This is a genomic window from Thermococcus gammatolerans EJ3, assembly GCF_000022365.1.
GTDB classification, from domain to species: domain Archaea; phylum Methanobacteriota_B; class Thermococci; order Thermococcales; family Thermococcaceae; genus Thermococcus; species Thermococcus gammatolerans.
Genome location: NC_012804.1, coordinates 1,411,490 through 1,436,476 on the forward strand (window position 1 = coordinate 1,411,490; position 24,987 = coordinate 1,436,476).

The window sequence follows — 24,987 nt, forward strand, 5'->3', positions numbered from 1 at the left end:
CAGGAGGATGCGCGTTCCGGGCAGGGTTTACGCTGACGACCAGCTCATCGAGAAGATGCGTCAGGACAGGACTCTGGAGCAGGCCGCCAACGTCGCCATGCTCCCGGGCATCTACAAGTACTCAATCGTCATGCCTGATGGACACCAGGGCTACGGCTTCCCGATTGGAGGCGTCGCGGCCTTTGACGTGAAGGAGGGCGTCATAAGCCCCGGAGGCGTCGGATACGACATTAACTGCGGCGTCAGACTGATTAGAACGAATTTAACGGAAAAAGAAGTCAGACCACGCATCAAGGAGCTCGTTGACACGCTCTTCAAAAACGTCCCGAGCGGACTTGGAAGCAAGGGAAGGGTGAGGCTCCACTGGACCCAGCTCGACGACGTCTTAGCGAACGGCGCCAAGTGGGCTGTTGACAACGGCTACGGCTGGAAGGAGGATTTGGAGCACCTTGAGGAAGGCGGAAGGATGGAAGGGGCCGACCCGAACGCCGTCAGCCAGAGGGCGAAGCAGAGGGGAGCGCCACAGCTCGGCTCCCTCGGTTCCGGAAACCACTTCCTCGAGGTCCAGGTCGTCGATAAGATATTCGATGAGGAGATAGCCAAGGCGTACGGCCTCTTCGAGGGGCAGGTTGTGGTAATGGTTCACACCGGTTCGCGCGGTCTCGGCCATCAGGTGGCGAGCGACTACCTCAGGATAATGGAGAAGGCCAACAGGAAGTATGGAATCCCCTGGCCCGACCGCGAGCTGGTGAGCGTTCCCTTCCAGAGCGAAGAAGGCCAGAGGTACTTCAGCGCGATGAAAGCTGCCGCGAACTTCGCCTGGGCCAACAGACAGATGATAACCCACTGGGTCAGGGAGAGCTTTGAGGAGGTCTTCAAGAGGAAAGCAGAGGACATGGAGATGCACATCGTCTACGACGTGGCCCACAACATAGCGAAGGTTGAGGAGCACGAAGTTGATGGAAAGAAGGTCAAGGTCGTCGTCCACAGGAAGGGAGCGACGAGGGCCTTCCCTGCAGGCCACCCGGACGTGCCGAGAGCCTACCGCGACGTCGGCCAGCCCGTCCTTATTCCGGGCTCGATGGGAACGGCGAGCTACATTCTGGCCGGAGCAGAGGGTTCAATGAAGGAAACCTTCGGTTCGAGCTGTCACGGCGCCGGAAGGCTCCTAAGCAGAAAAGCCGCAACGAGGAGGTACCGCGGTGACAGACTGAGAAGCGAGCTCCTTCAGAGGGGGATCTACGTCCGCGCGGCCTCGCTCCGCGTTGTGGCCGAAGAAGCTCCCGGAGCCTACAAGAGCGTCGATAACGTCGTCAACGTCGTCCACCAGGCTGGCATAGCAAAGCTCGTCGCGAGGATGCGCCCGATGGGCGTCGCCAAGGGCTGATGCCTTCGGTCTTCTTTTGATTTTGTTTTTGAGTGAAGTCAGCAGTTCTTAAACTTGAAAAAACTCGAATTTCGTTCTTTTCCAGTCCCTGCAAAAAGTTATTGCGACAATATGCTTGTCCTCCATTGTAAACTCTAAATAGTGCCATTTTTCTAATATTTTTTCTTTTGGGATGCCGTATCTTTTGCTTAATTCTTCGAGTTTCTTTTCGTACTCTTCTCGCTCGTTTCTCTCGTCCGCTTTTTCTTCTTCCCTCCGAAGATGAACATCCCTGCCAACGGCAAAAGCGACAAGGACATCACCCATCAAACTTCGCCTTCATGGGAGATAAGCCTTTCGAAGCTTAAAGGCCGGCACTGGCTATCTCCTCAAGCTCCCTCAGCCGCCTCTGGAAGAGCCTCTCCTCGAAGACCCCAAAGCCCACGTAGTTGGAGATTATCGCCTGGATATCGTTCTTGTACGGGCTGTCTTCGAGAACCCGATAAATGGCGGTTGGCCTGTAGGCCTTAACGCGGTAGAGCTCCCTCAGGACGTCCCTCCTCAGGTAGAATCCCTCGCCGCGCCACCTGTCTCGTCTCCTGTAAAACCCCATAACGAGGGAGTAAACGTCAACCACGTCCTTCCAGTGCTTTGCTCGCTTGTCGTCGGGATAGTCTGTGATGTTTGTGTAGATGTCGAACTTCAAAGCTAAAATCGCCTCTGGAAAGGCTACGTCGAGCTTTCCGTCCGCTATTGGAGTGCCCTCGAAGTCATTCACGGCAAAGTGAACCCTGGAATGGTAGCGGTTCGCGAAGAGTGGCGATGCAAAGGGCGTATCAAAGCTAAGCCCCGACGGCCTCTCGTCGAAGAGAAAGTCCACCTTCACTTCCTCTCTGACGATGAAGTCTTCAACCGGCTTCACGAACCTAAAGCCGGCGCTTTGAAAGCCGAGGTTTTCCATGACCTCCCTGATTTCGTCGAAGCTCTCCGCTTTCGCAAGGAAATCTATGTCAATGGACGGAACTCCGCGGTAGCCGAGAAAGTTGTCCACCCAGTAGTAAACGCCCCATCCACCAACGAGAACCACCTTTCCCTTCAGCTCCCGGGCGATGTCAAACATTGCCCCAATGGATTCCCTAATGACCCTGTTTCCGTAGCTCCTCGAATCGTACATCTCGATGGCGATATCGCTGGAGAGCTCAAGCCTCCTCATCTTTCCCACCCTTGATGATGGAAACCACGGTTTCAAAAACGTCATTAAATAGCCTTGCGTACATCCCCTGAACGAGAGTATCTGCCACAATCATCCCCCAGCTCGGGATGTAGTAGCCGCTGAGCTCCTTTCGGATTCTGAAGTAGAACTCGTCGTAGATGTAGAGCTTGAAGGGGTAGCCGTTGGGGTCTTTGAGCTCCATGACCTCCTCAAACCTATCGGCGGTCGTGTAGAGGATTCCGCCCGCGGGGCTGATTATCTTACCGAGGAGCCAGAGCGCGGAGTTTCCGGAGAAGAGCACGAGCTCCCTGAGGTCGTAGTCCGGGATGAGCTTAACAGTCGCGTAGCCAAGGGAGCCCAATATTCTCTCCTTGTCCCCGGCCCATTTGAAGAGAAAGCCCTTCCTGTCAAGAAAGACGACCCTTCCCCCGACGACCGTTACGTAGCCCTCCCTCACGAGAGACCTCACGACCTGGTAGGTGTAGGTGTAGTTCAGCCCCGTTATTCGGGCAATCTCGGGTATTCGAAGCCCCTCTCGGTCAAACATCACGCTGTATATCTTCTCCCTCGACACTGGCGGTCTCATGGGAACCACATTAGCAATATTAGTAAAACCTTTTTAAAGATTTGCTAATTTCGCTAATCCCCGAACCTTTTAATCCCCTCAATATCGCCCCGCTGAACCAGCCTGAGGAGCTTGACCGCGTAGAAAACTTCCACCGCGTTGGCCTCATCGTCAAGAAGGCCGTCTATCATCTTCAAGAGCTCTTTCTCAGCCTTTTCCATTGCCTTCTCCGAGAAGTCCGAGAACTCAAGGGCCTTCGCTATCGAGAGAACTTCGGGCGGGATTTCTTCACTGATGACCTTCTTGGTTTCTGGGTACTTTGGTTTCCGCGGTTCTATTTTCTTCATTCCCCTCTTTTTGGCGGTTTTTGGTTTCTTTCCCGTTACCTCCGCAATCGTGTTTCTCAGTTCCTCGAGCTCCTTTGTGACATCTATTCCCGCTGCTTTCAGAGTTCGAACGGGATCTTTAGTATCTGGTGAGAATGCCTCTTCCATCGCCCTTAGGTGCTTAATGTTGTGGTCCTTCGGCCACATCTTGTTGATGAGCTTTATCGTGGCAGGGATGACTTCTTTTATTGCTTTCTGCGTAGACCTTGCGACTGTTGGTCCAACTACCTCGCGCTCCTGTAGTTTTTTCACGACGAGCTTTGCGAATTCTGATGGGTTCTTCTCAACATCTTCTACTGTTTTTCCCTGCTTTACAAAATATTCGTATATTGCATCGCCTACTGCCCATCCAATGTCTTTATGCTCCTTGCCGACGTGGTTTGCTATAAGCACCGCCAGCGCACCGTGTAGTATGTGGTATCCACGGGATTTTGGGTCTCTCTCGTGATATGTGCGTGATACTCATGATCTCTGACAGCACGGGCTGCCCAGAGATCGCTTGTTTCTTTGACATCTAGTATTTTTTTACCCTTTCTATTTTTCCCTCCGGATCCATTCTTTTGATGAACTCAATGTAACCGTTATGTGATACGTGCGCATCGTCCAATGCTTCTATAATCTCTACCGGCAGATCGTACTTCTTCGCGAGTTCCTGAAACACTTCTGCCCAGCTCTTCTTTTTCTTCTTTCCTCCGAAGATGAACATCCCTGACAGCGGCAAAAGCGACAATCTCACCACCTATCAAACTACGGCGGAAGAAGAGAAAAGGGTTTCGAAAAAAGGCCTCACCTTATCCTCGCGCCGAGCTTTACCTCCTTGTCGGGCATGAGCAGGGCGACGTTCTCGCCGTCATCAGCGGCCAGAAGCATTCCCTGGCTCTCGACACCGCGGAGCTTCTTGGGCTCGAGGTTCGCTATGACGATAACTGTCTTGTTGAGGAGCTCTTCGGGCTTGTAGTACTTCTTAAGGCCAGCCACCAGCTGTCTGACCTCGTCTCCGAGGTCAACCTTGACCACGTAGAGCCTGTCGGCGTTCGGGTGGTCTTTGACCTCGATTATCTTTCCAACGCGGAGGTCGAGCTTCGCGAAGTCGTCAAAGCTGACGTAGTCCATCTTTCCGCCCTCCTTTTTCTTCACCTTCTCCTTCTTCGAGGCCTTTCCGGGCTTTTCGGACTTGACCTCGAGCTCCTCACCGTAGACGCTCTTAAGGATTGCCCTCGCTTCCTCCTCGTTCTTGAAGCGCTCCAGGGCGACCTTCACGACGTCGTCGCGCTTGTAGTACTTGTCGAGGAGTATTTTAGCGCTCTCCGGGTTTCCGCGCGCTATGTAGTTGAGGATGAAGTAGATGATGTCCTCGTCGGTGACCTTCCTGAACATCGGCGTTGCCTTCCTGACGCGGTGTCCCGCGGGAATCTCGGTGAACTCCCAGCGCTTGAGCTCCTCCAGGTTGAGCAGGTGCCATATCTTCTCACTGGCGTCGGGCAGGAACGGCTCGAGGAGGATTCCGAGGGCCTTAACAATCTGGAGCGAGACGTTGACCGTTGTGGCCGTCCTCTTGCGGTCGGTCTTTGCCGTCTTCCAGGGCCTCTGGTGGTCGAAGTAGCGGTTGCCGAAGATGGCCAGCTCCATGACCCTTCTGAGCGCGTCCTTGAAGCGGTACTGGCTTATGAGCTCGCCGACCTCCTCGAAGGCCCTCTCAATCTCTTCGAAGGCCTGTTTGTCTAGCTCGTTCAGCTCGCCCCTCTCAGGCACGATTCCGTCGAAATAGCGGTTCACGAAAGTGAGAGCGCGGTGCACGAAGTTGCCGAGGTTGTTCACCAGCTCCTCGTTTATCTTCACCTTGAAGTCGGCGAAGCTGAAGTCGCTGTCGCGAGTTTCGGGCATTATCGCGGTGAGGTAGTAGCGCAGGTAGTCGGCCGGGAATGCATCTAAGAACTCGTGAACCCAGATGGCCCAGTTCCTGCTCGTTGAGAACTTCTTGCCCTCGAGGTTGAGGTACTCGTTGGCGGGAATGTCGTAGGGCAGGTTCCAGTCGGCCTCGACTTCCTCGTCCTTATACTTGCCGTAGGCCATCAGGAAGGCGGGCCAGAATATCGCGTGGAATGGTATGTTGTCCTTGCCGATGAAGTGTATTACTCTGGTCTCGCCCTCAAGGTTGAGCCAGAACTTCTTCCACTCCTTCTCCTTTCCAGCCCTCTTGAGGGCCTCGATTGTTATGGAGATGTATCCAATTGGAGCCTCAAACCAGACGTAGAGCACCTTGCCCCTCATATCTTCGTCGTCCAGAGGGACTGGAATTCCCCAGTCGAGGTCGCGCGTTATGGCCCTCTCCTCCAGCCCCTCGTTAATCCAGCCGAGGACGGTGTTCTTGACGTTGGGCTTCCAGGGCCTGCTCTCAATCCACTTCTTGAGCCTCTCCTCGAAGTCCTGCATTTTGATGTAGTAGTGGGCCGAGTCCTTGAAGGTTATCGGGTTGCCACAGATGTTACAGCGCGGGTTGATGAGGATTTCTGGCGTTAACGGCCTCCCGCAGACCTCACACTGGTCGCCACGCTGGTTCTCGGCACCGCAGTAGGGGCAGGTTCCGATGACATATCTATCTGGTAGAAACATCTTGTCGTGCTCGCAGTAGGCCTGCTTGGTGACCTTCTTGACGAGGTGGCCGTTTTCTAGGGCCTTTAAGAAGAACTCCTGGCTTATTCTATAGTGGACGGGCAGTTCAGTCCTCCCGAAGTAGTCGAAGCTTATCTTTGCCCTCTCGAAGGTCGTCTTTATGTGCTCGTGGAACTCGTCAACGATTTCCCTCGGGCTCCTACCCTCCTTGAGCGCGCGGAAGGTTATCGGCGTTCCGTGCTCGTCGGTTCCGCAGATGAAGAGCACTTCTTCGCCCTTGAGCCTCAGATAGCGGACGAAGATGTCCGCTGGAAGGTACGCTCCCGCCAGGTGGCCCGCGTGAATCGGGCCGTTAGCGTAAGGGAGTGCCGAGGTTACCATGTACCTGACCATTTTAATCACCGATGCCCCTTGTTTCCCGGTTTTATAAGACCTGCGGGTTTTAAGCATTACGGTGGGTTATTAAGACCGAAGAAAAATATGTAGAGTTTGATATATCACTTGCCAAGGGACAGGTTCTTTGCCCTTATCACGATGGCTTTCTCGGGCAGCTCGACTTCCCCGCGCGTGATTATCACGGCACCGTCGTAGACCGTCATAGTTAGTTTTGCCTTTTTAAAGCCGCCCGTTTCGCCAGTTATCACCAGCGGGCTCTTCTTGAGCTCCAGGAACTTCTTGAAGTCTTCTGGCTCAACGAAAACGAGCACACCCCCGGCTATAACGCGGTTCGCATCAACCGCCATTCCACAGCCCATATCATCACCGAAGTTACCTTGGTGAAAGGCCTAATGGGTTTTTCGCTCGAAGCTCCTTAACGAGGTTCACCAGCTCCCAAAGGGTGTTCACGTAGTAGTCGGCACCGGGAACGCGCTCAAAGCGCACGATGTTCACGGTCTTAATTCCCGCGTTTCGCCCCGCCAGAACGTCATTGGAACTGTCCCCGACGAGCAGGACCTCGTCCTTCTTCAGGCCGAGAACTTTCAAAGCCTTGTTGAGGAGATAGGGGTTTGGTTTTACACCGTCGAGGTACGAGTAGTCCTTTCCGAGGATCACGTCGAAGTACCTGTCAAGACCAAACGCCTTGAGCACGAGCTCCGTATTGTCCTGAGAGGCGTTGCTAACGGCCGCAAGCTTTAGACCAAGAGCCCTGAGCTCCTCAAGAGCGCCAGCGTCAGGGAAGGGCTTTATCTTTCCCTCCTCCAGAAGCCTCTCCCGGTAGGCCTTATTGGCCCGATCCATAGCCTTCCAGAACTCAACGTGGTCAATTCCAAACCGCTCAACGTATCTCCTCGAGAGCTCCCCCCGAACTATTCTCCTGAAGGTCTCCCAGTCCAGGAGAACGCCGAGCTTCTCCATCGCCGGCCTTCCAACCTCCTCGTACCACCTCCGCAGGGTGTAGCCCTCGTAGTAGAGGAGGGTCTCATCGACATCGAATATGAGTCCCCTAATCATTGGAACATCCCCCGCAGTTTATCCTTTATCTCCACCGGCAGGTTCTCATAGACCTCCTGAAGGGCCTCGATGAGCTCGACGAGTTCTTTGGCTGTAAGTGTCGTCGTCTTCGGGCCGATTTCGAGTATCAGCGCGTCGTATTCCTCCGGCGAGACCTCCTCAAGCTCGTCCAGGTGGTCGGCTTTCCTCGGGATTATGTTCACCTCGCCAATCGTTCTCCCGGCCCCTATCTCGGCTTCCCGCTCCTCTATCGGCACCTCCTTGGGGCAGTCGTAGCGCTCGACGAAAATCTTAATGTCCACCACGGGAGTTCCGTCCTCGGCGTCAATCTCGTCTATGTAGAGCCTGCTCCCCTCGATGCGGTGGATTCTGACGGTGTAAAGCGCCACTGGATTCGGCCTGCAGGGCGAGCGGGTTGCGAAAACACCTGTGAGCGGGTTCTTCGGGTTCCCGTATGGATGTACCTTGAGGGTTCTCCTCTTCTCCGGCGTGTCGCTCTCGTGGAACCAGAGGACGAGCTTGACCCAGTCGCCTTCCCTGAGGCCCTCCGTTGCCTCCCGGAACTCGGGCAGAATTTTGATGTGCGTTTCTGGTTCCTTCCTCACGTAGCCAACTGGCACGATTTTGAAGGGTTCGAAGTTCATTGGCATCACATTTTATACTTCCAAACACTAACTTATAAATCCAAAACGCTCCGTAACTTTTAAAAATGGCTGTTGTTTTTAAGTAGCGATGGTAAACTGAGAATAAATGTGGGGTGTATATGGTGGAGCCCCGTGAATTCATGAACGTTGTGAATGAAATCGTGTCGGAGATTTCCACGGTTTACATCGGCAACACGGAACCTATTCGAAAGACTCTCACAGCTCTCCTCGTGAATGGAAACGTTCTCTTTGAGGACTACCCGGGTCTTGGAAAGACGCTGCTCGCGAAAGCGTTTGGCAAAACGCTGGGACTCAGTTACACGAGAATTCAGTTCACTCCCGACCTGCTTCCTGCGGATATAACAGGAACAAAGGTGTGGCGCCACGATAGGGGCGTTTTTGAGCTTGTTAAGGGCCCAATATTCACCAACGTTCTGCTCGCGGACGAGATAAACCGTGCCCCTCCAAAGACCCAGTCGGCACTGCTCGAGGCAATGGAGGAGAGGCAGGTAACGATAGAGGGCGAAACCTACAGGCTTGACAGGCCGTTCTTCGTCATAGCCACCCAGAACCCCATTGAGTTTGAGGGAACGTATCCCCTCCCAGAGGCCCAGCTCGACCGCTTTCTCCTCCGTTTGAGCGTTGGCTATCCCAGGAGCCTTGACGATGAGATAGCCATTATGGAGGCCCGTCTGCGCTGGGGTAAGGATGACCCCACTGAGGACTTGGAACCGGTGATTGACAGGGAAACCCTCTTGGAGATGCAGGCCCTCGTTGAGAAGAACGTCTTCGTCGGGAGGGAAATCCTGACCTACATCGCGATGCTCGTGAGAACGGCACGTTCGGACGGCAGGGTTGAGGCAGGGCCGAGCCCGAGGGGTGCGCTGGCCTTGATGAAGATTGCCAAAGCCAACGCCCTTATGGAGGGCAGGGACTACGTTATCCCCGACGACGTGAAGGCCTTCGCCGTTGACGCGCTGGCTCACAGGATAGTTATAAAACCTGAACATGCCTTTGAAGGTGTTACGGGCAGGGACGTGGTTCTGAGCGCCCTCCAGAAAACGCCTGTGCCGAAGGGAGACGGCGATGAGGCGTGAAAGATACGCACTGCTGTTGCTCCTCCTCATCCTCCTCGCAACCCTAACCCTTGGGTACGGTTCCAATTCCACCGGAGGAGATGGTAAAACGCGAAACGCCCTTAGCAGACTCTTCAAAGAAGCGTTTCAAAGCCCTACAAAGACCGGTTCAAGGCCGGCCCAGATGGGCTCGTTCAGTTCGGGCTCCTTTGGTGGGGGCAACTATCGCCCCGGTGTCCCGACGTCAAACTTCAGTTTCAAACCCACCGACAAGAAAACCCGTTGCCCCGTTGCAATCCTCCCGGAGGATCCCATGCTGGTCTGCGTTGGAAGACCCGCCCGGAGTGCTCCCATACTCTCTTGGAACCTTCCCCGGGAATTTGACATGATAGTCTGGTATAGGGGAACCTACTACATTCCCTACGTCGAAAGCCCCTCCAGTCCAGTCTCTTTGAAGGGTGTTAACGGCCATCTCGGATACAGCCTCGACACAGATACCCCACTCGTGATGACGACCTACGGGGTTTCGAAGGAGTTTACAGTCTATACCAACTTCACGGGCCCGCTCAACTACACCTCCGGCCTGCCTCTAAGGGTTATTTCCCGAACTGAGAACGGCTCCACAGCTGTTTACACCTTTGAGATCCCTCCAGTTGGTAGAAACTACACCCCCGGCTACTACCCGGTCTTCATTTTCACATCGAACAAAGCCGGTAGGACTGCCCTCCTAATGTGGGTGGCTCTCCTTGAAAAGCCCGTTGTTAAGATAACGAACTATCCAGAGGTTCTCTCAGGCAATGGCAACCTCCAAATGCCCATCAAAGGAACCGTTATGTATCCAAACGGAAGCCCCGTGCGGGACGGCCTTGTAACCATAACCCTCAACAGGACGAAGAGCACAGCGGGCACTATAGTTGGCGTTGTCCGGGTCAGTAACGGCACGTTTAACCTAGCGGCGGTTGTCCCCGAGGATGAGATGCCGGGAAGTTACCACATCGTCGCCCACTACAGGGGCTACCTTGCTTACCCCTCCAACAGCGACCCATTAGTTACGATAAAGCGGGTTCCAGAAGTTGAACTTGAGCGCATGAACGGAACCCTCGCGATTTTTCTCAACTGGAACGGCAATCCCCTGCCCAACAGGACGATAGGAGTTACCGTAGGAAACATGAGTTTGAACCTGACGACGGACGAGAGGGGTTACGCCTATCTGAGAATAGACAATGCCACGGGAACGGTTAGGATAGTGTATCCCGGTGATGACCTGTACCTGCCCCTCAACGAAATCCTTGAGATTCCTCCACTGGAGAAAGGAAAGGAAACGACATCATCTCCTGAGTTTAAGACAAAACACCTCCTCGACATTTCTCGCATCATAAAGCTTGTATCGGGCCTGTTCCTGGCCGTTGGCATTGCCTACGTTGTGCTGAAGCGTAAAAACCTCCCCGAGTTACCCCTGCAGTCTCCTCAAGTTTTCAGGGAGCCGTTGAAGGTTCTCAGCCCTGTTAGGAGGGTTTTCCTACCTAACGAGCCGGTAAGGGTCGTGTTAAACAGGCCCGCGGAGACTTTCCTCGATGGCGAGCTCCTTGGAACTGGAAAAGTCTTTGAACTTCGGCCGGACGTTGGAACCCACGTTTTCTCAGGGGAGGACGTTAGCTTTGAGTTCCACGTCCTTCCCCCGCGCGAGGCCGTGATTACGGCCTACAACCTGCATTTTCTTCCCTACGTGGAGTCCCTTGGAGTGCCCACCGAGAGGAGGACGCCCTTTGAGATAGTCCGCGCCCTTAGGAGAAAGGGACTCGATGGTCCGGCTCTGGAAACAGTCGCGTTGCTTTTTGTCCTCGCCGACTACGCGGAGCGTCCCCTCGAGAATCATCACTTTCGGGAGTTCGTGGATGCCCTTGAGAGACTGGGGGTGTTTGGCGATGGAGAAGAGTAAGATCAGCTCAATCCTCTCAGCGGCCTTTACCTGGACTGTGCTTGGCTTGATGTTTATGAAGGAACCCGTTCCATCCCTACTCCTTGGGATAGGTGCGGGTGTTGCAATGTTCGCCAGATACGCAAGAAGGTATTACGACCTCCTCATTCGGGGCGTGGGGTTCGGCGTGGCTTCCCTTGCGTTTCTCCTGTACACTGGCTCACATTGGTACAAATGGTTCTTCGCTGGAATCACCGCTTGGGTCGCTGTTTCCTACGTCCTGGCCTACCTCCTTAGGGCGATGTTCGATAACGATTTCATTGAGCGGAAATTTCTCGCGTTCCTTCTCGTTGGAGCCGTTTTTTCGTTCCTGCTTGCGTACCCGAATCCCAGGGGAGCACTGCGTTTCTTGCTCCTGCTGACCATGAGCGGATTAATCCTCTACTTGGCCTACGCCGTCTCCACATACATCTCCACTCACCTGGGCAAGAAGTCCCGGGTTGAACCACTCCCCCTGCCGTCCGGAAGCGTTCGTGAGGACTACTACTCAAGGGAGCTTAGGAGGGTCGTTGAGGCGTTCGTTGAGAAGGGAGACAAGGTTCCTCTAACGGTCTTTTTAATCCGAAATGCTCCGGAGGGCCTCGCCGAGGTTCAGCTCCGTGAAATCGTGAGGCCAATAGTGGATTACACTCCCCCCAGCCCTTCGCCCCTCCTTCCTCCCTGGGTGGTTGAAAAGAAGCTTGCCGATGAGAAACTCAGACGGCTTGAGGTTCTCAGGGACACCCTTAGAAAGCTCGGCTTTTCGGGGGTTGACTCATGAGGCGGATGGACGTCCTGCTGTTCGCGACCCTTGCGCCGTTCTCACTCGCGCTGTTCACCGGGGTTCTCGGTCTGGCATACGCAAGCCTAATTCCGGCATCAATCCTTGCGTACTCCCTCATGTCTGACCCCCCGTCAGGTTTTCACGTTGAAAGAACTGTGGAAGCGCGAAACCTTGCCGTGGGCCGGCGCGCCAGGGTTCGCGTTAAGCTCACCGTTGAGCGGGGCGCTGGTTTGGTGTTCATCGGGGACGTTGTCTCTCCCGGGCTTAAGGTTCACGGCCGAAACCGCAGGGTTTTCGTAAAGCTCCCAGGCGAGGTTCTTCAGGTCGAGTATTCCTATGAGGTCTCCCCCGGAAAGAGGGGCGTTCACTCAATATCCCCTGTGGAGGTCATAAGTCAAGATTTCCTTGGAATTCTTAGAAAGAACTACGGGATATTCGGAGACGAGGTTACGATAGAGGCCAGACCGGTCATTGGTAGTCTCAGGGCGAGTTCCCTGCGGAGTATTCGGGCTAAAAGGCGTGGTCTGCCAGTGGTTCTCTCCCGTAAGGGTATATCCTCCAAGGACTTTAAGGAGATTAGGGAGTATCAGCCCGGTGACCCCCTAAAAGCAATCAACTGGAAGGCAACCGCCCGCTTTGGGGTTCCCCTCGTCAACGAGTACGAGCCCGAGGGTATGGCAACCGTCATGGTGTACGCGGATACGACGACCGATATGGGAACTGGGGACGTCTTCAACGGGGCCCTCGAAAGCGCCCTTGGCCTGTCGCTCTCCCTCGTCCACACCCTCCTCAAGGCAAACCTGAGGGTCGGCCTTTATCTGGCGGGCTCTAAAAGGTTCGTAACGCCCAGAACTGGAACTCAGGCATTTTCAAGCTTCCTTAGGGCTGTCCTCTCCGCCGGCCCGTCTCCGAACCCCGAACCGATGCCCCTTGCAGTGGAGCGTTCAAAAAGAGCTGGAAAAGTTGACCTCGCGATAATCATAACCAACATCACCCCCTACAACGTCTCGGAGCTGAGAGACGCCATTGGAAAGCTCAGGAAAACCTTTAACTGCAGGGTTCTTCTCGTGGACGTCAATCCATACGGGGCGATTGATAAGGAGGTCATGCAACTTTCCCGTCTCCACAAGCGAAAACTGGCGGGGAAGCTCGGCGTGCCCGTGGTGGAGTGGGTTCCCTCTCGGGAGGGTCCAAGCACGGCCCTGAAAAAAATCCTCGGGGGTGTCTCCCTTGCCCTTTAGGGTCTCAAAGAATTCACTCAAGCTCGCGGTTCTGGTCTCACTGCTCCCACTGGCATGGCTGGCTTCGCTGACGGACGTCCTCAGGTTCCTCTCAGGGGCTATCGAAGCACGGTTGGGAATCCCAGTTCCTCCCCTGCTCTTGGGAATCGTTCTCGTTATCGTTCCCGTGCTTATCTACGTTTACATGACCGGAGACCTCCTCAAGCCGTTCCTTTTGGCGCTGGCCCTGTACCTTTTGCCCTCAATCTTTGGGATAGACTTTAACCTGCTCGACAGGTATGTACCCGGAGCAATCGGACTGTTTACGGGTTTCCTAGTGGCACTTTTTATCACATGGCTCGAGCGGGACGTTGGTTTTGTTGGGGGTGATGAAAGTGAAAGGCTCCTCATCTCGTCCCTCCGTGAGGTTCTCGTCCCCATGCCCCTCGGAATAATGCTGACGGCCCTGCTCCTGTGGCGCAGTTCCCTCGGAAAGAATCCGCGGAACGTCCTTCCCCTGGCTTTTCTGCTCCCACTTCTGCTCTTCGCTGCCGTTGTTCTTGTGATTCACTTTAAAGAGGGGCAGAATGATCACGTACAGCCCGCTAAAAAGTCGTACCTAATTCTCCGCACAGTTATGAAGGCCGGTGATTCCTTCATTCTCGACGTGTTGGAAAGGACGGAAAGGAGCGTTACTTTCACTCTGTCCGGAGGGTTTCCAGTTGAAAGGCCGATACTCCTCAAACTTGAGTGGGACGATGAAGTTCCGGAGGTGGTCGTTCTAATGTCCCCCTGGGATACGCAAACTCTGCTGAAGACCGAGGAGTTAAGAAAGGGGGAGGAAACGTATTTCATTTACCTCCCTACGTCCCGTGCTCCCAGCTCTCCAGGTATTTCTTCTGCTCCTCGGTGAGCTCCTCAATCTTTATTCCCATCGCGTTCAGCTTAATCCTCGCAACCATCTCGTCAATCTCCCTCGGCAGGACGTAGACCTTTGGCTCAAGCTTCTCATGGTTCTCCTTGATGTACTGCGCCGCTTTGGCCTGCAGGGCAAAGCTCATGTCCATAATCTCCGCCGGGTGGCCGTCTGCCGCCGCTAAATTAACGAGCCTTCCATCTGCCAAGAGGTAGAGCCTCCTTCCGTCCTTAAGCTTGTACTCCCTGATGTTGGGCCTCGGCTCGCTTATCTCAACGGCGAGCTCCTCAAGGTCGGGCTTCCATATCTCGACGTCGAAGTGGCCGGCGTTGGCCATTATGACGCCGTCCTTCATGAGCTCGAAGTGCTCCCTGCGAATGCACTTGATGTTGCCCGTAGAGGTGACGAAGATGTCGCCTACCTTTGCCGCCTCCTTCATGTCCATAACGAGGAAGCCGTCCATCCTCGCCTCCAGGGCCCTAATCGGGTCAACCTCGACGACTATCACCGTCGCGCCGAGACCGCAAGCGCGCATCGCTATTCCCCTTCCGCACCAGCCGTAGCCGACAACGACGACGTTCTTTCCGGCGACGAGCAGGTTGGTGGTTCTTATTATGCCGTCCCACGTTGACTGTCCCGTTCCGTAGCGGTTGTCGAAGAGGTATTTGGTATAGCTGTCGTTGACCGCTATGATTGGGAACTTCAGAACCCCGTCCTTCTCCATCGCGCGGAGCCTTATTACCCCGGTGGTCGTTTCCTCGCTTGCGCCCCAGATTTCGTCTATTAACTCAGGCCTTTCGCGGTGTACGGTGCTTATCATATCGGCACCATCGTCTATGATGATGTTGGGCCTTATGTCCAAAGCCCTGTGCATGTTCTCGTAGTACTCCTCCCTGCTCTCTCCTCTAATCGCGTAGACCTTGACGCCGGCCTTTGCCAGGGCCGCGACCACGTCGTCCTGCGTCGAGAGAGGATTGCTGGCCGCGGCCGAGACCTCAGCTCCTCCTGCCTTAAGGGTCAGGAGCAGGAAGGCCGTCTTCATCTCAAGGTGGAGCGTCGTGGCGATTCTGACGCCCTTAAAGGGCTTCTCCCTCTCGAACTCCCCCCTTATCATCTGGAGGACGGGCATGAAGCGCGAGACCCAGTCAATCTTCTTCTCCCCGCTCGGTGCCAGGTTTATGTCCTTAATGCAGTAATCCTTCGTGCAGTCCATAACAACCACCGATGGGTTTTTAATTCCGTGAGTTAAAAAGGGTTGGTGTTGTCATGATAGTCGACCTCTCGCTTCCCCTCGGAGAGGAGACGCCGGTTTATCCGGGCGACCCCGAGGTGAAGGTCAAACCCTGGGCCTTCATCGAGCGCGACGGCTACTACATGAACGCCCTTAAACTCGGAGAGCACTCCGGGACGCACGTTGACGCTCCGGCTCACTTCATTCCCGGCGGAAAGACGATAGACGAGATGCCCCTTGAGAAGTTCATCGGCGAGGCCTTTGTCGTTGATGTACGCGACGGGGAGGGAACCGTTAAGCTCGATGAGATTCCCGACTCGGGCTATTACGGGAAAATCGTCCTTTTCCTTACCGGCGGGAGGGAGCTCTCACCCGAGGTCGCGCTCTTCCTTGTGGCCGAGGGTGCTAAAGCGGTCGGCACCGACGCGATGAGCATTGGCGACGATACGGTTCACACTATTCTCCTGACCGCTGAGGTGCCGGTCTTCGAGAACCTCGCCAACCTTGAGGTCCTGCTCGAGAAGACGTTTACCTTCATAGGCCTTCCCCTGAAAATCGAGGGTGGGTCGGGAAGTCCTGTAAGGGCCATCGCCCTGCTATGATTCCTCGGATTCCTCCCGTTCTAGGAGCATCTTAAGGGCCTGGGATAGCTTCTCGTTCTTCTCCCGGAGAAAGGCGTTTTCCCGCTCCAGTTCCTCAAGGCGTTCTTGGAGACGCTTTAGCTCGCTGAGAAGGGGAGCAACCTTTGATTTTGGAACGTATTCCTCCTTCATGCGTCTGACAGCTTCGAGGGCCTCTTCAAGGGAACCAGCCCCGGTCAGACGGAGAAGCTCACGTTCGGCCTTTGAGAGCCTTCCAGTCTTTTTCTCGTACTCCTGAACCCTTCTCTGGAGTTCCTCGATCCTTCTGTTCAGCTCGGCGTAGCTGGAAACTTTCTTCCTCAGCTCCGCAAGTTCTCCCTCCTTCTTCCTGAGGGCCCCCCGGAGGCTCTCAACCTTACGCCTCAACTCATAGTTCTCAATTATGAGCTTCTCGTGGCGCTCCTGTAGCTCCCTCAGGGATTTTGCGAGGTCTCCGCTGACTCCCAGGATAGATCCCTCAAGCTCCCTTATGCGCTGATTCACGAGTTCCTCAACCTTCTCTTCGATGAGCCGGAGATAGCTCTTCTCGAACCTGGCCAGTATCTCCGCCTGATTCATCTCGAGCTTCTCCTCGAGCTCGTTTATCCTCGGCAGGAGGTTGCTTATACCCTCTATGAGGAGGGTCTTTCTCTGAACTTCATTCAGACCCTTTTCCAGGACGTGTATACGTTTCTCCAGCGCAGAATCTCGCTCCCTCATCTCCGTTCTCGTGTCCTCGAGCTTCTGAGTCAGCCCCTCGATCCGCTCCCCGAGAAGACCGCGTTCAATGTGGAACTCCTTTATGAAAGAGGCCAGTGCCTGAAGGGAGAATAGTGAATAGTCGCCCAACTTCTCGGCCTCCGGGACGACGGCCTTAACTGTATCCCAGTCCCTCAGGGTTTTAAGCTCCGAAAGAATTTCTGGATGCCTTTCCCGGAGGTAGTCCCATGTAACTCCCTGTTTTCCCTTGTCAAACATTCCCATCAAAGTGTTCAACGAATCCAAAACTTATATAGCTTTTGTGTAGGCGGTTTCTAAGAATTTGAGTAATTCAGGGGCTCCCTTCCAGAAGAGTTGGACGGGGAGAAGTTAGTGGCCGGCGGCGTTCCCGGTTTCCCGCCCCCTCTCGGAGGGCAGTACACCCGGGAACGCTGGCGGGCTTAACTTCCGGGGTCGAAACGAGACCGGGTGTAACCCCGCCGCTATGGCCGCCGTGCCGATTCATACCTGCCAAGGCAAGTTTATAAACTTTACGGTCCAGCAAAGGTTTATCAGACCTAAGAGCTACCCTAACACAGTATGGAGGAGCTGTACCTTGAACTCATGAGAATCGAAAGGCCGATGGGCGAACCCCTCACACCCGAGAGGAGAGCCCGGGATTTCATTGCCGAACTTCAGAGAACACCCAACGGCGAGGAGATAATCGTAAGAGGGTTCCTGATGCTCAGAAAACCCCCAAACGCGCCCAGGGATGCAGTATACTACGTACTCTCCGCACTAAGTCCAGGAGAGCTCAAAAACCTCCCTCCAAGAGCCCCGAAACCGTACGTCATCGTGAGAGTTGGACATGAAACATCGATAGGGGAAAAATTTCTCTCGGGCTCGTACGTTGAAGTTAGGGGAATCCTTGAGCCGTACCCCTGGGGAAACCTCCGGATGATAAGGGCAATATCTCTGAGGGGCGTGGACTACTCTGATTACTGGAAGGAATACCAAAAGATGGCCCTCAGCCCGGAGGAGGTAGAGAACATCATCGAGGGCTCGATATACACCAACAGGGAGTTCCAGCTGGGTCTCATCTACGCCCTCTACGGTTCGCCACCGGTACTCGAGTCCCCGAGGGGATGGAGCGAGGGGTATGAGCTCTCGATCCTCGGACAGAGGGGAAGAGAAAGTTCACTGCTAACCCTCTGGAGAATTCTCAAGTTCCTCTACACAAATCTTCCCGAAGAGCTCAGGTTCAGAAAGGAAAAAAAGAGCCTGCTCACCGACGATTTTCTCGATCTTGATTTCAAGGTCTTTGACCCAAACGGAACGCCGGTGAGGTACTACGTTCCGAGAACCCCCGGGAGAATAAGCAAGGCCGCCGAAAGGAGGCTCCTAGCTAAGAAGCTTGCCGGAATGCTGGCCCTTCCAAAGAGGGCAAATCCCACCGACGATTTGAGCACCAGAGCAGAAACACCCTTTGTTTTTATCCCCGAGGAGGACGAACGTCCATACCTTGAGAACGAGTCTCTGCTAAGGAGCTACCTGCCGAACCTAATCGTCACGATCTTCGTGGAGAGGGAGAGGGTAAGTACTCTCTCGACGTCCGGGAAACTGGGAGAGACCTTCCAGCGAAAGTTCGAGGACTGGCTGATGGAGAAGAGAAACGAGTACGGATGGACCTTCGACGTGCTGACAATCCCCGGAGGGGTTTTTGATGTCGGCATGCGCTACGAGCTGAGCCTCCGGCTCCTCGGATCGATGGCAAGGCTGGACGGAAAACTGAAAAGAAGCCACCTCGGAAGGGTAAAAACTCTCAACGATGAGATCCTCAACGACTGGATGACTGTTCTCTCCTCCATGCCCCAGAGCGAGCTCCAGAAGCTGCTAAAACTTTATCGGGGCTATATGCCTGGCGACCATAGGGCCGCGAAGGCGCTCCAGCTCTTCAGGGACATCGCCTCAACGACTCTCTCAGGGGCGGTAACGAGGGAAACGTTCCGGGCCGAGCTCCTAAAGGCGGGGTTCTCAGAGGGCGCCGCCGAGAGGATCATTGAGACGTTAGTAAGAGAGGGTTACCTCTACGAGCCCTCTGCGGGGGTTCTAAAACTCGTTCGGTGATTGGAATGGGAAAGAAGCGGTTCATCAGAGAAAGGGAACAGCGGGAAAAGAAGAGGATTGCCCGCGAGAGGGTCGAGACGCTATTCACGATGGCGGAGAGAGTGTTCCCGTACAGCAGGGAGCTGGCCAACAGGTACGTCGAAATAGCGCTTGCCGTCCAGCAGAAGGCCAAGATAAGGCTCCCGAGAAAATGGAAGAGGAGATACTGCAAGAGGTGCCACTCCTTCCTCGTTCCCGGTGTCAACGCACGGGTCAGGCTGAGGAGCAGGCCCTACCCCCATGTGGTCATCAAGTGCCTTGAATGCGGGTACATAATGCGCTACTCGTACCTGAAGGAGAAGAAGGCAAGGCGCAAGAAAAATGATTAACTGCCTTCCTTCCTCTCTTCCTCTGATTCAGCAAGTGTTATCTTCATAAGCCCCTCCCTCACCTTTTCCATGACGAGTTCGCTGCGGTCGTTGAGTTCCTGGAACTTGACCTTGATGATCTTTCTGAACTTCGGGCTCTTGAGGGCCAGCTCCGTTAGGGTCTCGACGGCGCTTATCCTGACTATCTCGTTCCTGTCGTAGAGGAGCGACAGAAGCCTTGGGAGGAACGGGGTCGCGTAGCGGGTCTGGTTTTCCGCGAGGGCGGAGATGAAGTTGAGGGCGGCGAGACGATCCGTTTCATCGGGGGATGTCAGCATCGAGGCGATTTCCCTCGCTATGTTACCGAGAAGCCGGGGATTGTTCCTCATGATCTCCTCTAGGACGTAGGCCATGTTTATCCGGATCTTTGGATCGCCTATGCGATAGTTGGCAAGGATCACGGGGACGGTACCCCTGACGAGTTCTGGCTTGATGCGGGAGAGCACACCAATGGCCTTTGCTATTTCAAGGGTCAGCGGGATCGCCTCGCTCTTTCGTATCATTACGAGCAACTTCCGGAGCAAGGGGTCTATCAACTCCTCATACTCCTCAATGACGTTCATAATGACTATCAGTGCGTTTTTCTGGACTGTCCAAAGGTCGTCGTCGAGATACCTTATCACCTGATCGAGGATCTCCTTGTCGTACGAGGCACGCACTATAACCTCGTCGAGCTTCTCGCCTGTTGCGAGTGCCTCCCTAACGTCCAGCTCTTCCTCCATGGGAACCACCCCTCACCGCAAAACCCGCGAGCACGGAGAGGAAAATCATGAAGGCAGGCCCGCAGATACCTTTCGATCCCCTTATCTTTGACAGATCCAGAACGTAAAAGTACGAGCTCCCGGTTCCCGCGACCACCAGGTTTCCCTGGACTGCCGTGCTCCTGACGTAACCAACGTTAAGATCCTTCCAGAGCACCTTTCCGTTCTCAGGGTTGAGAACGTACAGACCTCCCTCACTGTAAACCTTCGTTACATTGCCCTCTCTCCTGCTTTCGAACTTGCCGATTCCAACTATCAGCTTACCGTCCCCGTAGGCGAGCGTTTTAACCCTGTAAGGAAAGTCCTCGCTCCAGAGGAGCTTCCTCTCATTCAGGTCGTAGGCAGTGACTTTCCCATTTCTCCCATCGAAGCCTGAAGCGTAGAGGGTGTCTCCAACGACGAGGAGATCCTCAACGAAGAACGTGCTCTCGTTCCACATTACGTGACCGTTCCCATCGACCATTAGGATGTAACCCTTGGTGTTGTTGAAGCCCGTTCCTGCTATGGCCTTGCCACCCCACACCTCAAGATCCCGGACCCACCAGCCGGTGCTGATGTTCCAGAGCAGTTTACCGTCGTAGGAAACGCCGTAGAGCGCGCCGAAGTGGTAATGGGCGGAGTATCCCGAGGGCAGACCGGAGCCAACGTAAACAACGTCCCCGAGCCGCACCCTACCGGGCATACTCGGAAGTCTAACCCTCCAGCCGTCTTCAAGCGACAGGCTTCCGTTATCGAGGAGCTTGGCCCTGAAAACTTCCCCAGAGCTGCTGAACGTGCCGTTGGTGTGCCAGATGTCTCCATCTACCCCGTAAACGTAGCCGTTTTCCATGACAAAGTCATAAAGTTTGTTGGGGGTCGGGAAGTTGGCCTTTATGTGGCCTTCCCCATCAAGGAACACGAAACCCCCGAGTCCACCGGCGAGAACACCCCTATCCAAGGGCTGGATTTTAACCACGTAACCCGAACTGTTCACCCAGAGCCTGCTCCCATTGGTCGAGTAAGCGGCCATAAGACCGAGGTAATAAACCCCGATGAGTTCTTTTCCTGCAGTCATTCTGTAATCGCAGGCGGCATAGATGGTGCCGTTTGAGATGGCAACGGCCTCTATGCTCTTCTGGTATGGAATGTCCTCCCCAACCACCCCCTTGAACACCAGGGGGTTTTCCTTTGCCATTGCCGGCGCGAGAAGCCCCAGCATTAGAATTAAAGCCAGTCCAATGGCCTTTCCATTCATTTTTCACCGCCCTCCTTTAGTTTCCTTGCCAGAGGAGTTGGTTCCACTATCTTTCGTACCCCCTTAATCCGTAGGAGTCCCTTCCTTATCAAGCTGTCGTAGACCCCCTCGACCTTCAGAACATCGAGCCCAAGAACACGAGGCACGTCAAGCGGATCGATGCCGGCGAGGAGAACATCGAGAACCTCTCTCTCGAGGGGTTCAAGCTCGGGGCGTTTCAGTTCCCTTTCGAGTTCCGGAAACTCCCGGGAAAGCTCCGCAAGGTAACCCCAGCTCAACGGGGAAAACCGCTGAAGATAGCGCAGTATGAAGAGCCTGATCCTCCTCTCCCCGATTTTAAGGTCAAAGCTCTCCACACCCGAGGGAGAGTAGACCTTAAACCTCCACAGGGTGTCCTCAAGAACCTCAGCCTCGCTTACCGAAGAAAGGCTCATCAGCCTCTCCCTCTCATTTTCAACTACCAAAAGCCGCCCAGGCCCGATCAGGCGGAGGTGCACAACGCTCCAGGGTTCTCCGGCTCTCCTCATAAGAACTGGGACTCCGTTCAAAAGCTCAACGAAGATCCCGTGGATGAAGGCCTCAAACTTTCTCCTGTCGTAGATCAGGGGGTTGTTCCCAACGCTCAGTATGAGAACCCGATCGCCCGAGAAACGAAGGGTGAAGTTCGGCTCATCGCACGGAAACGGAGGAAGGAACCCGAGATCCTCAAGCAGGGAGAACGAAAAGAAGTCCTCACCAGCTTTTTCATCAACAAACCGCATGGAGAGGCCGCTGTGGCTCAGAGTGACTATAACCTCCCTAGTTTGAGTCCTCTTGCCACTCCAAACCACCTCTGCCCGGGCCCTTAACTCAGCGGGCATACTCAACCCCCCTGGACCGCCTACCAGTCCTCTTAAAGGGCTCGGGATATCGGGCCAGCATCTCAAAGAAGTCCGCAGAAGGAATTATGTAAACCTCAAGACAGCCCCCGTGTTCATCGTAAACAAGCCCCACAAACACGGGGAGCTTCTTTCCCCCACCGAGAAAGTTCAGAACCCTCTCAAGCTGATCAACTGTTTTTATGGAAAAGGGAACGCTGGGGAGGAGTTCGTAACCCAGGGAGTTCGAAAGCCTGCTGGCAAATTGGCCGGCTATGACGTTACCCAGTTCCCTGAGAAGGGACTCCATAAGCTCCCTAATGTTGTAAGTCTCGAGAATCCCCGTCTTTTTCAGTTTTAGAAGGCGACTCACGATGGTGGAAGAGTTCTCAAAATCGAAGGCCATTATTAGCTCCGGGCTATCGCCTATGGCAAAGCCCACGAAGTTCACGCCCTCCAAGAGGCCCCCAATAACCAAGTCGGAGGACGAGATCACCCGAAACTCCGAGAGTTCCATCTTGCCAGTTGGGTCGATTTTGGCGAGCGACTCCCTTAGGGCTCTCTCAAGCAGTCGTCCCACAAGCCTAACGTTTTTCACACACTAATCCCTCCATAAGGCTGATCAAGTCTATAAGCGGAACCGGCTCCCTGCCTCCCATGATTATCACTCCGGTGAAAACACTCTTCTCTACCTCAGCGGAAGGAACCAGCGAGCGAAGGGACCTAACGACGGTCTCCTTCTTTCCAAGAATCCGATCAACGAGCACGAGCACCTTCTCCTTACCATCCTTATCAAACTGAAACAGAAGTCCCTCGACCTCACCCTCGGGCAGTGGAGCAAAGTCCTCGACAATGTCGTGGAGAAGAACTGCCGGGAAAATTCCTGAGGTGTGGGCCGCGACGTAGACACTTCCCACCTTCCTCACGCTCTCAGCCCCGAGCTTGAAACTATCGAGAATCCCTATGGAGGGAATTGCATATTTCTTCCCTCCAACCTCGACGATGTAAACAGGAATGATCAGCACGTCGGTCGGAACCCTCAGCGTTATTACGGTACCTCTACCCTCCTCACTGCTTACGTGAACGCTACCGTGGAGTTCCCTTATCGACTCCATAACCACGCTCAGACCAAAGCCCCTTCCGCTCTCCTCAGAAACTTCCCTCTCCGTGCTCATTCCCGGCTTAAATATCAGCATAAGCGCTTCCTTCCTAGAGAGCCTCTTGGCTTCTTCCGGTGTTATTATGCCCCTCTCTACAGCTCGTTTCTTGACCTCACTGATGTCGATTCCCCTCCCGTCATCGCGAACGCTGACCTCAACGTAGCTCGGATGAGGAACGATGCTTATCTCGATGAGCCCCTCAGGGGGCTTTCCAATTCTGAGCCTTTCTTCACTCCCCTCAATACCGTGAATAACGGCGTTTCTAAGTATGTGCACGAGTGCCTCCCATACGACGGCGGCCACCATCCTATCGACGGCGACGTCCTCTCCCAGGATAGTAACTTTAACCCGCTTTCCTTTCTCCGCTGCCAGCTTTTCGATAGAAGGTATCAGCTCTGCTATCCTGTCCCTGAGTTTGACAGTCCGAAGGGAAGTAACCGTCTTCCTCAGCCTCTCGATGGTTTCCAAAAGTTTACCGCTCAGCTCCTCTATCTGCTCGGGATTGAAACTGCCAGAGGTTATATCTCTCAACCATTCTCCAATCGCTACAAGCTCACCTAGAGAGTAAAGAAGCTCGTCCAGAGCTGAAACATCAACGGGAATAGTTCTCTTCCGTGACCTGAAGGGTAATGGCCTGATTTTTTTACCCGAGAACGATTTCCGTTCCGTGGACTCCCCTTCCGGCTCCCCGATCTTAATAACATCTCGAACCCCCGGGTGGCGAAGAACTAACTCCCTGACTCTCTCGAATGACAGCTCGCTTTCCAAAAGTACCTCAAAGAAACTCTCACCAAGCAGCATACCATCTTTTATCTCCCCCTCTGGGGGATTCACCGACAGTACCCTACCCGCCTTCCTGAGGTCTTGGATGATAAGAAGCGCCCGTGCAGCCTTAAAAGGAGTCTCCTCTGTAAGGTAAATCCTGAGCCTGAGCTTTCCTTCTTTTCTTTCGTTTTGTCCTCCATGCCCAAGCACCTCCACTTTTCTGACACCGTTCACGGAACCGAGCTCTTCCTTGATTTCATCTGGGCTTAATGGACTCTCAATAACAAGTTTAAGCCGTTCTCCCGGCTTAGTCCGGCCCTCGATAATATCATTAACGTCCGGCTCTGAAGATATCAGGTGACCCAGTCTCTGCAGTTTGGAAAGAACCGCAAAGGTCCACACAGGGATCTTCTCGGAAACAGGCTCAAAGCTCACAACAACCTCGTACCTTTTCTCCAGGGCAACCTTCAAAGGGGGGAGCTTTCCAGCTTTTCTCGAGGCGTTTTTAAGATAAAGGGTTGCCCTAGCTATCACAGGCGACAGTTCAACTTCCCTCTCGTCCCCAAAGTCCTCAATGGAATGTATCAGCCGGTCAATTGAGACTATTAGCTCCCGAATTATGGAGAGAAGGTCCTCGTCCAGGGAAAGGTTACCCGAGCGGATCATATCCAGAATCGTCTCGAGCCAGTGCGCAGCCTGGGTAAGCTTTGGAAACCCAGCCAAGGAAGCCGTGCCCTTAATCGTGTGGGCACTCCGTATCATTTCCTCGACGGTCTTTGAAAGATTTTCCTCATCACCACTAAGCCGGGAAAAAAGCTCTTTGAGCTCCACAACCTTTTCTCTTGCTTCTTCCAGGAAACTCCCGATATAGTTTGCCCCGATGATGGTCACCCCCGTAAAGGCCGGCCGGGTAGTGCACCTCTGAGACAGTGAA

25 protein-coding genes and 1 rRNA gene are annotated in these 24,987 nt (G+C 54.3%); 9 read left to right on the plus strand and 17 right to left on the minus strand.

The window, feature by feature from the left end:
• Positions 1–130 precede the first annotated feature (130 nt).
• Positions 131–1,387 (plus strand): RtcB family protein, encoded by a 1,257-nt coding sequence (locus TGAM_RS07620; protein ID WP_449449425.1) that lies wholly within the window; start codon positions 131–133, stop codon positions 1,385–1,387.
• Positions 1,388–1,435: 48 nt separating this feature from the next.
• Here the strand turns inward: TGAM_RS07620 and TGAM_RS07625 are convergent, their stop codons facing one another.
• The 9 genes from TGAM_RS07625 to tsaA all read right to left on the minus strand — a co-directional run bounded on the left by TGAM_RS07625 (position 1,436) and on the right by tsaA (position 8,239).
• Positions 1,436–1,693, minus strand: coding sequence for a hypothetical protein (locus TGAM_RS07625; RefSeq protein ID WP_048811265.1), 258 nt, complete (start codon positions 1,691–1,693; stop codon positions 1,436–1,438).
• A gap of 37 nt (positions 1,694–1,730) precedes the next feature.
• On the minus strand, positions 1,731–2,579 hold the full coding sequence (locus TGAM_RS07630; RefSeq protein ID WP_148206293.1) for a hypothetical protein: 849 nt from the start codon (positions 2,577–2,579) through the stop codon (positions 1,731–1,733).
• Positions 2,566–3,165, minus strand: a complete 600-nt coding sequence (locus tag TGAM_RS07635; RefSeq protein WP_048811266.1) for a helix-turn-helix domain-containing protein — start codon at positions 3,163–3,165, stop codon at positions 2,566–2,568. Before TGAM_RS07635 ends, TGAM_RS07630 begins: the two co-directional genes overlap by 14 nt.
• A 53-nt stretch (positions 3,166–3,218) precedes the next feature.
• Complete coding sequence (locus TGAM_RS07640) at positions 3,219–3,923, minus strand: hypothetical protein (RefSeq protein WP_015859122.1); 705 nt, start codon at positions 3,921–3,923, stop codon at positions 3,219–3,221.
• A gap of 121 nt (positions 3,924–4,044) precedes the next feature.
• Positions 4,045–4,269, minus strand: coding sequence for a hypothetical protein (locus TGAM_RS07645; protein ID WP_015859123.1), 225 nt, complete (start codon positions 4,267–4,269; stop codon positions 4,045–4,047).
• A gap of 47 nt (positions 4,270–4,316) precedes the next feature.
• Positions 4,317–6,536 (minus strand): methionine--tRNA ligase, encoded by a 2,220-nt coding sequence (gene metG / locus TGAM_RS07650; protein WP_015859124.1) that lies wholly within the window; start codon positions 6,534–6,536, stop codon positions 4,317–4,319.
• 104 nt (positions 6,537–6,640) lie between these two features.
• On the minus strand, positions 6,641–6,898 hold the full coding sequence (locus TGAM_RS07655) for a hypothetical protein (RefSeq protein WP_015859125.1): 258 nt from the start codon (positions 6,896–6,898) through the stop codon (positions 6,641–6,643).
• A gap of 13 nt (positions 6,899–6,911) precedes the next feature.
• Complete coding sequence (locus tag TGAM_RS07660; protein WP_015859126.1) at positions 6,912–7,595, minus strand: HAD family hydrolase; 684 nt, start codon at positions 7,593–7,595, stop codon at positions 6,912–6,914.
• Positions 7,592–8,239, minus strand: coding sequence for a tRNA (N6-threonylcarbamoyladenosine(37)-N6)-methyltransferase TrmO (gene tsaA / locus TGAM_RS07665; protein ID WP_048811268.1), 648 nt, complete (start codon positions 8,237–8,239; stop codon positions 7,592–7,594). Before tsaA ends, TGAM_RS07660 begins: the two co-directional genes overlap by 4 nt.
• Positions 8,240–8,379: 140 nt before the next feature.
• On the opposite strand from tsaA, the gene TGAM_RS07670 reads away from it, so the two are divergent.
• Genes TGAM_RS07670 through TGAM_RS07690 form a run of 5 tightly spaced genes read left to right on the plus strand, consistent with a single transcriptional unit; the run spans position 8,380 to position 14,189 of the window.
• Positions 8,380–9,336, plus strand: coding sequence for an AAA family ATPase (locus TGAM_RS07670; RefSeq protein WP_015859128.1), 957 nt, complete (start codon positions 8,380–8,382; stop codon positions 9,334–9,336).
• On the plus strand, positions 9,326–11,254 hold the full coding sequence (locus TGAM_RS07675) for a hypothetical protein (protein WP_015859129.1): 1,929 nt from the start codon (positions 9,326–9,328) through the stop codon (positions 11,252–11,254). The genes TGAM_RS07670 and TGAM_RS07675 overlap by 11 nt, the downstream gene beginning before the upstream one ends.
• Entirely contained in the window at positions 11,241–12,053 is an 813-nt protein-coding gene (locus tag TGAM_RS07680; protein ID WP_015859130.1) for a hypothetical protein, read from the plus strand. The genes TGAM_RS07675 and TGAM_RS07680 overlap by 14 nt, the downstream gene beginning before the upstream one ends.
• Positions 12,050–13,297 (plus strand): DUF58 domain-containing protein, encoded by a 1,248-nt coding sequence (locus tag TGAM_RS07685; RefSeq protein WP_015859131.1) that lies wholly within the window; start codon positions 12,050–12,052, stop codon positions 13,295–13,297. Before TGAM_RS07680 ends, TGAM_RS07685 begins: the two co-directional genes overlap by 4 nt.
• Positions 13,278–14,189 carry a hypothetical protein gene (locus TGAM_RS07690; protein ID WP_015859132.1) on the plus strand — a complete coding sequence of 304 codons (912 nt, stop codon included), beginning with the start codon at positions 13,278–13,280 and terminating at the stop codon, positions 14,187–14,189. The genes TGAM_RS07685 and TGAM_RS07690 overlap by 20 nt, the downstream gene beginning before the upstream one ends.
• Here the strand turns inward: TGAM_RS07690 and TGAM_RS07695 are convergent.
• A complete protein-coding gene (locus tag TGAM_RS07695; protein WP_015859133.1) occupies positions 14,140–15,405 on the minus strand; it encodes an adenosylhomocysteinase in 1,266 nt (421 codons plus the stop codon). The two genes, TGAM_RS07690 and TGAM_RS07695, sit on opposite strands and share 50 nt — an antisense overlap.
• A 53-nt stretch (positions 15,406–15,458) precedes the next feature.
• Between TGAM_RS07695 and TGAM_RS07700 the strand changes: the two genes are divergently transcribed.
• Positions 15,459–16,025, plus strand: a complete 567-nt coding sequence (locus tag TGAM_RS07700) for a cyclase family protein (protein WP_015859134.1) — start codon at positions 15,459–15,461, stop codon at positions 16,023–16,025.
• Here the strand turns inward: TGAM_RS07700 and TGAM_RS07705 are convergent.
• Both TGAM_RS07705 and rrf read right to left on the minus strand, forming a co-directional pair.
• Positions 16,020–17,027, minus strand: coding sequence for a GumC domain-containing protein (locus TGAM_RS07705; RefSeq protein ID WP_048811269.1), 1,008 nt, complete (start codon positions 17,025–17,027; stop codon positions 16,020–16,022). The genes TGAM_RS07700 and TGAM_RS07705 overlap by 6 nt on opposite strands.
• A 110-nt stretch (positions 17,028–17,137) precedes the next feature.
• Positions 17,138–17,259: ribosomal RNA gene (gene rrf / locus TGAM_RS07710) — 5S ribosomal RNA — on the minus strand.
• Positions 17,260–17,342: 83 nt separating this feature from the next.
• Here rrf and TGAM_RS07715 point away from each other — a divergent pair.
• Both TGAM_RS07715 and TGAM_RS07720 read left to right on the plus strand, forming a co-directional pair.
• Complete coding sequence (locus TGAM_RS07715; RefSeq protein WP_015859136.1) at positions 17,343–18,869, plus strand: hypothetical protein; 1,527 nt, start codon at positions 17,343–17,345, stop codon at positions 18,867–18,869.
• A gap of 5 nt (positions 18,870–18,874) precedes the next feature.
• The gene (locus TGAM_RS07720) at positions 18,875–19,237 is read left to right on the plus strand and encodes a ribonuclease P protein component 4 (RefSeq protein WP_048811270.1); all 363 of its coding nucleotides are present in this window, start codon (positions 18,875–18,877) and stop codon (positions 19,235–19,237) included.
• On the opposite strand, the gene TGAM_RS07725 is transcribed toward TGAM_RS07720, so the two are convergent.
• The 5 genes from TGAM_RS07725 to TGAM_RS07745 are packed head-to-tail and all read right to left on the minus strand — an operon-like array spanning position 19,234 to position 24,944.
• A complete protein-coding gene (locus TGAM_RS07725) occupies positions 19,234–19,998 on the minus strand; it encodes a sister chromatid cohesion protein PDS5 (RefSeq protein WP_015859138.1) in 765 nt (254 codons plus the stop codon). The genes TGAM_RS07720 and TGAM_RS07725 overlap by 4 nt on opposite strands.
• Positions 19,976–21,271 (minus strand): outer membrane protein assembly factor BamB family protein, encoded by a 1,296-nt coding sequence (locus TGAM_RS07730; protein WP_015859139.1) that lies wholly within the window; start codon positions 21,269–21,271, stop codon positions 19,976–19,978. Before TGAM_RS07730 ends, TGAM_RS07725 begins: the two co-directional genes overlap by 23 nt.
• Entirely contained in the window at positions 21,268–22,131 is an 864-nt protein-coding gene (locus TGAM_RS07735; RefSeq protein ID WP_015859140.1) for a hypothetical protein, read from the minus strand. The genes TGAM_RS07730 and TGAM_RS07735 overlap by 4 nt, the downstream gene beginning before the upstream one ends.
• Entirely contained in the window at positions 22,121–22,726 is a 606-nt protein-coding gene (locus TGAM_RS07740) for a chemotaxis protein CheC (protein WP_015859141.1), read from the minus strand. Before TGAM_RS07740 ends, TGAM_RS07735 begins: the two co-directional genes overlap by 11 nt.
• Positions 22,713–24,944, minus strand: coding sequence for an ATP-binding protein (locus TGAM_RS07745; protein ID WP_015859142.1), 2,232 nt, complete (start codon positions 24,942–24,944; stop codon positions 22,713–22,715). Before TGAM_RS07745 ends, TGAM_RS07740 begins: the two co-directional genes overlap by 14 nt.
• Between the last annotated feature and the right edge of the window lie 43 nt (positions 24,945–24,987).